Below are 12,302 nucleotides of genomic sequence, written 5' to 3' on the forward strand. Positions count from 1 at the left end.
CGATAAAATACGCTATCAGCCGAGCATGCGGGGGCCCTCAATCAAGAGCGCCAACAAATCACCCAAGACGCTGCGGATCTATCTCGGAGCGTCATCCGCGACATTGTCCGCAAGATTTAGAACAACGGCGGGCGCCAAGCGGCGTTCGCTTGCGCGGCGGGGCGAGAGCGGCTCTTCCAGAGATCGACTATCTGTTTTCAACATGTTGGCTTGATTTCCACACACCTGCGGAAGCGGCGAACGTCAGATTTTTCGGGCTGAAAGGCCTCAACCAGAACCGGCAGTGCGCCCGCAGGATCGCTGTTGCCGCACACGAAAACATCAGCGGCCGCGTAGGACCTCTCAGGCCAAGTATGTAACGTAATGTGCGATTCAGCCAACAAAGCTATTGCGGAGACGCCGTGGCCCGGACAAAACTTATGAACATGAAGGTGGAGTAATGTCGCCCTCGCCGCACGGATGGCTTTTCGGATTGCATCCTCCGCAATGGTGGGATCGTCGAGATTCTTCGCTCCCCACAGGTCGATAATCATATGCGTTGCACCGGAGGACAGAGCCGGTGGGACTTCCTTCTCGCTATCAGGGGCTTCCTTCTCGCCATCAATAATCACTAAGAAGTCTCCATTGAACGATCGGCCCATTAAGCTGAGCTGTTCGAGATTTAGATGACGAGGTGATGAGGCGCACTCGGCACTCTGATGGGTTTCAATGCTCTCGTTGAATCGGACAACTCCGACCTACGGGACCTGATTTTTGCCTTCGAGCCGCCTCCGGTCGTTGAGCGGCGATAACAGCTTGGACACCATCGACCTGGCGTGGTTGGTAACTAGGAGCTCTTCGTCCGCAGGGTCCTGCATTACTCGGTGGCAATCACGCTCTCGATGGATAAATGGTCCGCAAGAGATCCATATCGGGCAAGAAACGCCAGCTGTGCGTCGCGATCCTCGACCAGGTATTTCGAAAGCCGGCCGTACTTGGCGTATTGCTTCTCGGCGAAAGCATCGATCGCCGCTTCGGCGGATCCTCGGGGGCGCGCATTAGACGTGCTGATCGTTCTTCGTGGTGGCCCGCACCGAGAGTGGGACGTTGTGCAGGACGTTCACGGCCTTGCACACCCCGCATCCGTTGTGCCTGTGCCGGGAAAGTCCTCGTCGAGCGTCTTGTAGAAGTCGAGCGCGACGTCGCCGACATTGGCCAAACTCGTTGTATTTATGACGCCGCCTCGAGTGCATTGCCAAGCCACGCCTCCCTTGGGGGAGGCCGGGGTGTGGCCCTGCGGCCAAAAGTGCAACCAAGGCGGATGGCGCGGGTGAGAAGAGGTTTGGCCGCGCCTTGCAATTTGCGCTCAGTACCCATGCCGGAAACGGCGAGGCAGGTATTTGTGCTGTTGGAGACAGCGATGCGGGGAGGGCGTTTGAGGCCAAGCACCCGACGAGTTTTCTGGTCGCCTCTCGGGAACGCAGGCGTATCGGCGCTGCCGCCATAGACAGACGGAGCGTAGGGAGCACTGAAGCATTTTTGGCCGCAGCCACCACGGACGTGCTCGCAAACATATGCTCCGGACCAACTCCACAGGGCCAATGGCAGCTGTATAGCTGGCTCAAGTTCAGCCGAATAGGCTGCGCCGCTTGCGGCCAGCGCAATCGTTGTCGCTCCCCCAAAACGAACTCCAGATTGCATCAAACACTCCGCGCGTATTCCCGATCCATAACCGGCACCTTCGAGCTGGCATCAGTGATGGCGCCGCGAACGAAGCAAGCAGCGTGCCGCTTGGAATTCACGGGTCTCCGGTTGCTTTGTGCCGCCTGCATACGTCGAGTTGTGGACAATGGTCTTAAAGCTGACAATCACTCTGTAGCGCCCGACAGTGGGCTTTCGCGGCAGGAAGCCGCTTTTCTCGCTGCAGGAGCAGAAGGAGACGTTGGCCTCGAGAATTCTCGATCGTATCGAAGCACGGCCCTGTCTTGGTTCTTGTACGGTCGATGTGATCGCTTGGGCGCCGCAGGCGGACTGCAGCCCATCGAGCGTCAAGTCTGCCCTTACGAGAGAGCAGGAAACCATAGACCTTGCCCCTACAATGCAAGAAATGAGACCCCGGAACCAATCTCCGGGCGCCTTGATTCGCGGGTGTCCAGCGGACTATCGCGTGTCTACTACAAGTTCGGGTAGATGCTAACACCAACTTGGATCCCTAACGTCCGGCCCTGTTCCCCGTCTGATCATCGAGGAAAACGTGGACGCAAAGGACGAGAAGATAACAAAACAAATGGGCACAGTGGCACGCGGCATAAGCAGAGTGGCTACGCAATGTGCGCCCCGTTCAGGATCCTCGGTCTTCTGATAAGGACCGCACACGGCGACGAATGGCGGGAAGCGTATGCCTACGGAAAATCTGTCAGGCAAAGATCTGCTGGTCGAACATCAACAGATCGATCCGATCACTGCGATCGATCGCCTCGCAAGCTCGGATCCGGAGAGGGTAGCGCTGAGGTACGGCGCATACGCACTCACCTACAAGGCGCTGCGATTTAGATCAGATGCCCTCGCTAGGACGTTGCGAGAGCAGGGCGCTCGCGGCGCGGTGGTCGGCTATTGGGGTGAGCGAGATCTCGACTGGGCGACAGCGGTAGTCGCAATTTTGAAGGCTGGATCAACGTACCTGCCGCTCGATCCATCGTTACCGACTGCCCGTACATCATTCATGATCGAGCAAAGTCGCTGCGCTCTGATTATTGGTTCAGGCCAGCTGGATTCGCTGAGCTTATTCCAGGCCGGTAGCGAGGCCACCACGCAATTCGTCTCAATCGAGGCGGCGTTGCGGGAGGGCCGAACTTCGTCTCTTGTGCCATCATCGACCGAGGATGGACTCGCGTACGTTCTGTTTACGTCTGGTTCGACCGGCCAACCCAAAGGCGCAATGATCGAGCGCTCGGCCTTAAACAATCATTTGATGGCAAAGATTGAGGCTCTAACCCTCACTCGGACGGATTGCATCGCGCAGACGGCGTCGCACTGCTTTGACATCTCGCTGTGGCAGCTTCTGGCAGGGCTTTGCGTCGGAGGCTGTATCGCGATCGTTGACGATGCGACAGTGAAATCACCAGTATCTCTTCTTGATGCACTTCAAGAATACCGCTTAACGGTTGTTCAATTCGTTCCGTCGATGCTTGCAGTATTTGTTGAATATCTGCAGTCGCTTGCGGCGGCTGAGCGAGCTCTGGACGGTTTGCGGATTATTTCTACCGTCGGAGAACCTTTAACACCCGGACTTGCGCGCGCGTGGCTTGCCTTATATCCCCGGGTTTCCATTCTTAACCACTACGGGCCGACCGAGTGCGCGGACGGTGTTACGCATCATTTGCTTTCCGTCCCGCCTGCTTTAGCTGACACTTATGTACCGATCGGCAAGCCGATTTCTAACCTTGAGGTTTATGTCGCGGACGGACCGCGGCTGTGCAACACGGGAGAGGTCGGCGAAATCTGTGTTAGCGGCGTTGGAGTTGCTGCTGGCTACGTCAACGACCAGGACCGCACCAAGGACTGTTTTGAGCTAAACCCCTTCTCAAACGCCCCTTCGTTCCGGCGCTTATACAGGACAGGTGATCTCGGGCGCGTTCGTTCGGATGGCCTCCTGGAATGTCTCGGTCGACAGGACCGCCAAGTCAAGATTCGCGGGCACAGAATCGAGCTGGGAGAAATCGAGGCCCGCCTCTCCGCCCATCCATTGGTACGTGGCGCCGTCGCGGTGGCCGCCGTCTGCGCAGGCGTAAAGCTTACGGCGAGAGACATAGCCACGACCGAAGGGGAAACAGGATCGAGGCGACTCATCGCGTATGTGTTAGCCCCGGCTGAAGTGGGGGAGGGCGAGCTTCAGAACTTTCTTGCCGAAGCGCTTCCCACCTACATGCTCCCAGAAAGAATCATTCACGTCGGCAGTATACCACTGACCAGAAACGGAAAAGTCGATTTTGGAGCGTTGCCGGACCCGAGCAGTGTTCGCCCTCCATTGCCGACGCCATTCGAGGAGCCGCAAACAGAGCTTGAGGCCCAGCTGGGTCAAATGTGGTCCGCCATTCTGGGTATTGAGAACATTGGCGTCAATGACAACTTCATAAGCCTCGGCGGAGACTCTCTTAGGGCAATGCTCATCTTGGGCCGGTTGCAGACCCTGCTCGGTGTAAGAACGGATTTCAGGCTGGTCGTGAATGGAACAATCCGATCGCTTGCAGCGTCGATCTCGGGCCGCGTCGAACCGCAACCGTGCACAGCCCCGATGTACGGTAAGCTTACGCGATCGCCCCTGACGCGTGTTCAGGAGCACCTATGGTTTCTCTCGCAGCTCGATCCATCCGCCAGGAACTACATCATTCAGGGTGGGCTGCGAATACGCGGCATCATCGATCTGGCCGCGTTCAATCGCGCGTGGACCGATGTCGTTCACTCACATCAGGCACTTTCGGCACGCTTCATCGACGAGGATGGTCCGGTTCAGCTTTTCGATACTCCGCCATGCGCACGTCTTGAATTGACTGATGCAAGTCATCTCACCACCCACGAAGCTGAAGAGCTGATCGCAGAATTCCGGCGAAAAGAGCTGAACGGCAGCTTTGATCTCAGTCAAGGCCATCTGTTTCGCGCGCGCATGATCCGTTTTAGCCCAGACAACCATCTCATACTGATCACCGCTCACGAAATCATTATCGATGCCTGGTCGATATCCGTTTTGCTCAGGGACCTTCGTCAAAGCTATGCCGATGCCGCCGCGTTCTTGCCAGAGAACCGCGCGTCTCTCTCGACCTACGCTGTCTGGGAAAAACAACAGACTACTCCAGAGTCGCTCGCCAACCAACGTAGCTATTGGCGTAGTCAGATTGGTGATGATCCGCCGGTACTTTCGCTTGGGACGGGACGAGTGCGGCCGCAGACAAATTCCTATCGCGGCGGCTCGCATGCGGTGGTGCTTGGCAGCGAGCTCTCCAAGCGGGTACGCGAGTTTGCACGCCAACATGGGTGCACCACCTCGACGACACTGCTTGCATGCTTCAAGCTGCTGCTCCGGATGTATAGTGGTCAGGACGATATTATCGTTGGCATACCGCACGTCGTGAGGGATCAACCTGGCAGCGCCGAAATTGTGGGCTTTTTCCTGAATATGCTGCCAATCCGAACCGCGATCGATGTCGGCCAGTCCTTTGCGGTTCATGCCTTGCGCATCCAGGGCCTGGTTAGCAATGCCATCGCAAATTCGGCATATCCATTCGGCTGGATGGTAAGGGATAGCCGTCTACATCGCGAAGCCGGACGATCACCGATTTTCCAGGTCATGTTCAACATGTACTCCGAGGCCGCAGAGCCACCTGGCCAACATGGGTTGAATCTGACATTCCGCGAGTATGAGACCGGCTACGTAAAATTCGATCTGACATTGTACGCCCAAGATCAGGGCGATGAAATTGCTCTTCAGCTAGCGTATGCGGAAGACCTATTTTCGAGCGATCTGATCGTCCGCATGGCTGACAATCTGCGCTGCCTGATCGCAACCTGCATTGAGAAGTCGCTCGCGCCCATTAAGGATCTGAGCTGCCTCAGTTCGTCAGACGTCATTATGCTGGACTCGCTGAATGGCTCGGCGCAGCCATATGAGACTGAAGGTTCGCTTGTCGAGGCGTTCGAGCAAATCAGCGTCTCTCATCGGAGCCAGGTGGCATATTTTGGTGATTTCGGCGAGATCACATTCGGTGGCCTGCGGGAGCGCGTAACAGCTATCAGGTCGCTACTGCGAGGTGTGGGTGTGGGGGCTGGCGATATGATCGCCATGCTGGTCGACCGATCGCCTGACGTGGCTGCTGTTATTCTTGCTGCACGAGCCTTGCAGGCCATTGTTGTCCCTATACCGCCTGATTATCCGCGTGATCGAATCGAAAATATCCTGCGAGATAGTCAGCCAAAACTATTCGTTCAGGCGAACACCGCTGAACTTGGCTTTGACTTGTCGTCGGTCTGTCTCTCGACCCTAAAAGTATCCAGCGTGCCCGCGCGCGATTGTGAGTACAGCGACAAACCATCAGATCCAGGAATTGCAAGCCTTATATACACTTCGTCCTCAACCGGGAAGCCGAAGGGGGTTCTTATACCGGAATCGGCAATTCTCAATCGATTGAATTGGATGTGGCGACGCTTTCCCTTCGATAGCACCGACGTCATGGTTGTCCAGAAGTCCGCATCACTCATTGCGTCCGCTTGGGAGTACTTTGGCGGGCTTCTGAAGGGAGTGCCCACGCTGATCCTTACCCAAGAGCAGTTGCTGGATCCAGATCTGTTGCTATGCGCGTTGGTGAGACATCGCGTGACTCGCTTATTTGCCTCGCCACCCCTCCTGTCCGGTGTCATTGCTTCCCAAGAACGGCACCCGCGATCGACCGCCTTGCGGCTGGTGACAAGCAGCGCCGAACCGATGCCTTCCTCGCTTCCCGTTCGCTGGCATGCGCATTTTCCCGACGTTCCGTTGTGGAACTTCTACGGTGCGACGGAATGTGCATCTAATGCAGCGGTTTATGAAACATCGGATGCCTACGACGCCTCGTCGCTTGTTCCCGTTGGACGCCCAATCGACAACGTCAAACTCTACGTGCTTGATGCCCAGCTAAATAGAGTCCCTGTCGGGGCTTCCGGTGAACTCTGCATCGCGGGTCGCTGCGTGACCAGCGGGTACTGGCGCGATCAAGATCGGACCAACCGCTGTTTCGTGCCGAATCCTTATGATGACGGCCAATACAGCGTCCTTTATCGAAGTGGCGATATCGCACGCATCTCAACCAGCGGCCTGCTCGAGATTTGCGGCCGATCGGACAGCCAGGTCAAAGTACGAGGCTTTCGCATCGAGCTGGAGGAGGTTGAAGCAGCTCTTGAAGTTCATCCGGCAATCGCAAAGTCCGCCGTGGTGGCAGAGGGGATCGACAACCATCGTCGCTTGATCGCGATCGTGGTTCCGGCTCGCGACGGTCTAAGCCCTGGAGATATTGTCACCCACCTGCGCCACACATTGCCGTCCTACATGATACCAGCAGCCTTCCGTTTGGTTGACAGCATCCCCCTTACGGCAAGCGGGAAGATAGATCGTTTCCGCCTGTCGTCCATTTCTTACCGCGATGTCGAAGCAGTTCCATCTGCTGAGGCCCGCACGAGGAAGGAGCGTATTCTTGCTGGGATTTGGCAGGACCTCTTAGGCGCCAAGTGGGTCGCAGTCGATCGGAGCTTCTTCGATATCGGCGGAAATTCTCTTCTCAGCGTGCGCTGCGTCACGCTAGCGCGCAAAGCCGGGCTGAATCTCACTGTCGACCGAATCTATCGAACACCGACCATCAGGGAGTTGGCGGCAGACGAGGCGGCGGATACACTCCATACCGTCCCTTCGTCAAATGGTTCACTGCCAATTACGCCGGCAATCTCATCTTGGAACCGTCTAGCCGGCTTCGATGAGCATTTCAACATCGGCGATCTGTTCTTCTTGCCTGCCGGCGTCCTGAACATCAGAACGCTGGAGCGCGCCCTTGCCCATGTCATAGATCGGCACGAAGGCCTTAGACTCCGTATCGCTCGAGTTGCGGATGGCCTACGCCTGACAATCGGAACTTCCGTGGCCGAACGCCTCGTGGAAGAAATCGATCTTGTCGGTATGCCCGGCCCAGAGCAGCGTAGGACAATCGAGAGCATCTCAGCAAGACGTCAGCATACCTTTCGGTTTGACGGCCAGACGCCTCTTCTTAACATCACGGCATTCCGCACAGGAAAAAGCGGTGATTGCTATCTGCTGGTTCTGATGCATCATTTTGCAGCGGACGGAATAGGCTATCGACTGTTCCTTGAAGCATTGGATACGGCGTACAATGCCGTTGCCTCGGGTCATGCCGTGAGTGGTCCCGAAAACATACAAATGCTCTCTCCATGGTGGAAGCGCCTTGAGCACTATGCGAACAACGAAGCGCCAGCCGAACTCAAGTACTGGGAGTGGATTGACTACCATCAGTTCAATTTTCAAGTCAGCGACACGTCGTCAGGCAGCGCGACCTTTTCGAAGGTGACAGCGAGAGAACTACACCATGCGAGGCTTGAAGGTTGCATAGATGAAGCGAACAGCCGATCTCTTTGGGAAGATCAGGCCAAGTACCATCTCGAGATTGACAAAGAAGCGACAGCTGATCTCTTCCACATCACAGCCAGACTGGCACATTGTCAGGACGTTGATGTGTTTCTTGCCGCCATATCTGGCGCTTTTGGAAGCGTTTTCGGCAACTACTCGCTCTGGATTGATAGCCTTACCTCAATCCGTGATCGGCTGTTTGACAATCTCGATCCATCTCAGATCATCGGCAATATCAGCGAGCTTGTTCCGCTTCCCTTGATTCTGACCGGCACGGAGCAGCGCTCCGATCGTGCTCGTTCAATATACCGGCAGCGCAGTGCCCTGCCGTGCGGGGGATTGGGGTTTCGGTCCATGAAATTCCTAAACCGAGATCCAGCCGTGCGGAGCCGGATCGACCGGCTGCCCTTGCCCAGAATTGGTTTGAATTATCGAGCTGGTGTGCAGCGCCATTTTCCACGGCGTTTCCTAGCCAACGAACCCTCTAAACTGTGGATCGGCGAAGACATGGATGAAGCATCCGTGATTCACCTCTTCTGGTTCGACGTCGGATATCAAGCCGGCCATTTGCAGATTGAAACGAGGTATGATTCAACCCAAGTCGGTTACGAGCTGACCCGAGATCTTTGCACGGCGTTGCAACAGGAGCTGTTGCAGACGATTGGCGAATTCGGAAGAGCTCGCGACATTTTCACATGAATGAACCCGATACGGAATTCGCCGTCGAGAGCGATTGCGATGTGAGGCCAAAGAAAAAGCAGCACATCGATCTATTAGACCCCAACCTCTCGCGCCTCATCCTTCGGCTCGCTATTCCGTCTGTCGTCGGCTTATCGATCAATTCGTTACAGCAGATCGTCAACGCAATCTTTGTTGGCGCACTTGGCGGGCAGGCTATCGCTGCCGTCAGCATGGCCTTGCCAATCGTGGTCCTACTAGCAGCAGTCGGACAAGGGATCGGTGTCGGAACGGCATCGTTCATATCTCGTCATCTTGGCGCTGGTGATTACCTGGAGGCGAGTCGAGGCGCGAGTACCGCACTTGCGCTGGCCGTTCCGATCGGTATCACGGTCACTATTGCTCTGCTTCTAAACCTACGAGAGATCTTCGTAGCCCTCGGGGCGACCCCAACCATCATGCCGATGGCGCTCGATTACGCGACGACGCTTTTGTTCGGATACACTCTGATGCTACTGAACATCGTCAATGGATTCATCGTCAGAGCTGAAGGCAATACACGCTTCAGCATGTGGACGATGATTACCGCCTTCATACTGAACGCTGTGCTTGATCCGGTCTTCATATTCCTACTGGACTTCGGTGTGCGAGGCGCAGCCCTCGCTACGCTGGCATCTCAGATCGCTGCTATTAGCCTCTATATCGCTCATTATGCGAAGCTTCGCGGAATGATCCTCGTAAGGATGTCATACATCTCATCGGGGGTTGATCGAATCCGGCAGCTCGCGTTGATTGGGGCGCCGGCGTCCGTGACCAGTATTTTATCTGCTATTGCCGTTATGCTCATGAACAGAGCCGCTGCGCCGTTCGGGGACGAGTCCATCGCGGCGGTAGGAATAGCCGTGCGAATCTTGACGATCGGCGCACTGCCTATTACCGGCTTCTGTATAGGGTCTCAAGCTATCCTCGGTTTCGGCTGGGGCGCACGCAACTTTGCACGCGTATTGAAGGCCGCGAAGTTCATGCTTTGTATAACTGTTGCGTTTTCCATTGCGTATTCTGCGGCCGTTGTGATTTTTGCGCGACCTTTGGTCAGGCTGTTCAGCGATAGCGATAAGATCACGGAAATTGCCGTCTCGACCTGCATCATCTTTCATCTGTTTTTTGGACTTTTTGGCATTGAGAGTTTCGTGACGACGATGCTGCAGTCGTTCGGGAGAGCACGCCTCAGTGCGGTTGTGTCCTTCGCGAGGCAGGGATATCTCTTCATACCGGCCGTACTGTTGCTCCCGGTCATATCGGGTTTCAAAGGAGTGTTGGCCAGTCAAGCAATCGCTGAACTGGGCGCCGGCATGATCGCACTATTTGTCATGTTCCACCAGTTCGCTGAGCTCCGACGAGCGTTACGGACTCCCTACGGCGTCACTCAAATCGCATGATGAGCTTGTCTCCGAGTCTTAAATCTCTTGTGGTCTCAGGTCCACCGCAGCCTCGTGCGCCTCGAAAAACGGCACGTCATAGCTATGAAAGCGCTCACGACTATAGGAGCTGCCCTCAGTGCAGCCTCGCGGCATGAAATCACCTTTTCGGGCGGGCCAATACATGATCCTGCTCCCTCTCCGTTTCTTCCTGAAGCTAGAATGCTCGGAAATGTGTCCCCACGTCGTCGGCGTGAATTCGCTTGGGGGCGGCATCATGCTCGTGAGGCATTGCGTCGCCTTGGTTTCGCTCCTGTTCCGATTTTGTCTAGAGGTGATCGGGCTCCCCTTTGGCCTCCAGGGGGCGTCGGGAGCATCTCCCATTCTTCGTCTGATTGTGGCGCCGTTGCGGGACGCTCAAGCGACGTCCTCGCTCTGGGACTGGACATTGAAGATGAAGAGCCGCTCGGGGCTGATCTTCTGCCAATCATATGCAGCTCCGCGGAACTACAACGTCGGGAATGGTCCAGCAATCGCTTTGGCCCTAAACTAATCTTCGTAATCAAGGAGGCTGTCTACAAATTATATTCGCCAGTAACTCGTGAATTCCTGGATTTTCAAGATGTCAGTGTCAGGACGGGTGATCACACCGGGCTGTTCGAGGCCGAGATCATCAACCCGGAAAAGCCGACGAGTTTCGGCAGTCGAACAATCAATGGAATTTACCTTCCGTTTCGCGGAGGCATTCTTGCACTGGCCGTGCGATTTCGAGGCGCGTAATGTACCGTTTTTTATCGGCCATCTCGCTCGACGTCTTTCCGATCATCCCGCTCATCGGGATAATAAAGTCCGCGCACCGACGGCTGCGGATTTGGAAGCCGCCAAACCAGCTCCAGGTCGATGTCCAGGCCAGCCGCGTGCCCTGGTCTGATGATCCCTGGTTCGATTGAATGCGACCCTTGATCTGATGTTCATGAGGGATGCGGCGAAGCTGGATAGAGAGCGTCGGGCCATTCAGCTCGACACGCTCAGAGAGCACCTCGGGAGCGGTGAGACAGCCTTGATCGAGTGGGCGTCTGACGACCTGATCGACCGCGACCGGCTCCTGATCGAGCCAGTTGCTTTTGCCACAATAATCATGACGCCGCTGCGGTTACGTCGTCACCCCTTACGTCTATATTCTCGGATCCACGCAGCCGTCTGCCGAAGGCCACCGAACCCGAAGAAGTGCGCTCGTAATGATCGCAACTGAATTGTTGTCTCCATTTGTTGCAAGATTCTATTAATTAGCTCCCGCGGCTCATAACCGACCACAAGACGGCTTAATCTATGACCCTGAGCGCGCAACGCATGAGCAGAGTTTGATACCCCACATATGAGCGCCAAACGCATGACGCTCTTTAGCGTGGCAGGTCCCGCCAATCCGACGCGAACATCGTTCATTATCCCTCGCACCTGCAAGCGTCTGATATGCGCTGTTATCGCGTCTGGCTCGAAGCAGAACTGGCTCACCACCCAAGGCGTCATCCCCTGCCGAACGGTGAGCGAAACCTTTTGATCGAGTTCGCCATTTAATACGTCGGTCGTGATGTGCGGATGGCGTTGCGGATAGGTAGCGAAGCCAAGACGTTCGAACCCATAGCGAGCGAATAGGCCCGTTTCAAGCAACGCTCGACTGGAAGGAAACGGGCCGACAACGTGCGCCACGTCGCCACCCAGCAACAGTGCTCGATCGACGCCGACCTCTTGCAGTCGGCCCAGGGTCGTCTCGAGTTGATTATGGCTTTCGTATCTGCGTGCAACCACGTGAGGGACCGGAATGAACCCTGAGGTCCTGAGTTCTTGCGCTCTTGCAATCACCGTCTCTACCGGCTCTCCTGATAAACTCGGAAGGTAAATCTCTGTCCCGGGCGAAAGGGCCCGCCTCGCCATCTCAACCGCGCGGTTATCGCGCGGTACGATTTCAATGGAATACTGACCGAGGAATTGCTGGCAAGCGTCCCCCTCGTTGCAAGCGTGGGCCGTTGATCCGGTCATGAACTGTTCCTATTTCGGCCGCAACGCGA

General features: G+C 56.0%; 6 protein-coding genes. 4 read left to right on the forward strand and 2 right to left on the reverse strand.

Features of this window, described 5'->3' with window-relative positions:
- Positions 1 to 197: 197 nt before the first annotated feature.
- Positions 198 to 611 carry an adenosylmethionine decarboxylase gene (gene speD, locus ACNJYB_RS07725; RefSeq protein WP_439373403.1) on the reverse strand — a complete coding sequence of 138 codons (414 nt, stop codon included), beginning with the start codon at positions 609 to 611 and terminating at the stop codon, positions 198 to 200.
- Positions 612 to 2,377: 1,766 nt separating this feature from the next.
- Here speD and ACNJYB_RS07730 point away from each other — a divergent pair.
- The 4 genes from ACNJYB_RS07730 (at position 2,378) to ACNJYB_RS07745 (ending at position 11,186) form a co-directional block, all read left to right on the forward strand.
- Positions 2,378 to 8,839: an amino acid adenylation domain-containing protein gene (locus tag ACNJYB_RS07730; RefSeq protein WP_439373404.1), complete on the forward strand. Its 6,462-nt coding sequence runs from the start codon at positions 2,378 to 2,380 to the stop codon at positions 8,837 to 8,839.
- The gene (locus ACNJYB_RS07735; protein WP_439373405.1) at positions 8,836 to 10,257 is read left to right on the forward strand and encodes an MATE family efflux transporter; all 1,422 of its coding nucleotides are present in this window, start codon (positions 8,836 to 8,838) and stop codon (positions 10,255 to 10,257) included. Before ACNJYB_RS07730 ends, ACNJYB_RS07735 begins: the two co-directional genes overlap by 4 nt.
- 201 nt (positions 10,258 to 10,458) lie before the next feature.
- A complete protein-coding gene (locus ACNJYB_RS07740) occupies positions 10,459 to 11,016 on the forward strand; it encodes a 4'-phosphopantetheinyl transferase family protein (RefSeq protein ID WP_439373406.1) in 558 nt (185 codons plus the stop codon).
- Complete coding sequence (locus ACNJYB_RS07745; RefSeq protein ID WP_439373407.1) at positions 11,016 to 11,186, forward strand: hypothetical protein; 171 nt, start codon at positions 11,016 to 11,018, stop codon at positions 11,184 to 11,186. Before ACNJYB_RS07740 ends, ACNJYB_RS07745 begins: the two co-directional genes overlap by 1 nt.
- A 211-nt stretch (positions 11,187 to 11,397) precedes the next feature.
- Here the strand turns inward: ACNJYB_RS07745 and ACNJYB_RS07750 are convergent, their stop codons facing one another.
- A complete protein-coding gene (locus ACNJYB_RS07750; RefSeq protein ID WP_439373408.1) occupies positions 11,398 to 12,273 on the reverse strand; it encodes a hypothetical protein in 876 nt (291 codons plus the stop codon).
- Between the last annotated feature and the right edge of the window lie 29 nt (positions 12,274 to 12,302).

The sequence above is a fragment of the Bradyrhizobium sp. SMVTL-02 genome (genome assembly GCF_051853005.1).
In the GTDB taxonomy this organism is placed as follows: domain Bacteria; phylum Pseudomonadota; class Alphaproteobacteria; order Rhizobiales; family Xanthobacteraceae; genus Bradyrhizobium.

Bases quoted from the DNA above. Each gene is read 5' to 3' on its own strand.
- ACNJYB_RS07730 (WP_439373404.1), top strand. From the start codon at position 2,378: ATGCCTACGGAAAATCTGTCAGGCAAAGATCTGCTGGTCGAACATCAA.
- ACNJYB_RS07735 (WP_439373405.1), top strand. From the start codon at position 8,836: ATGAATGAACCCGATACGGAATTCGCCGTCGAGAGCGATTGCGATGTG.
- ACNJYB_RS07740 (WP_439373406.1), top strand. From the start codon at position 10,459: ATGCTCGGAAATGTGTCCCCACGTCGTCGGCGTGAATTCGCTTGGGGG.
- ACNJYB_RS07745 (WP_439373407.1), top strand. From the start codon at position 11,016: ATGTACCGTTTTTTATCGGCCATCTCGCTCGACGTCTTTCCGATCATC.
- ACNJYB_RS07750 (WP_439373408.1), bottom strand. From the start codon at position 12,273: ATGACCGGATCAACGGCCCACGCTTGCAACGAGGGGGACGCTTGCCAG.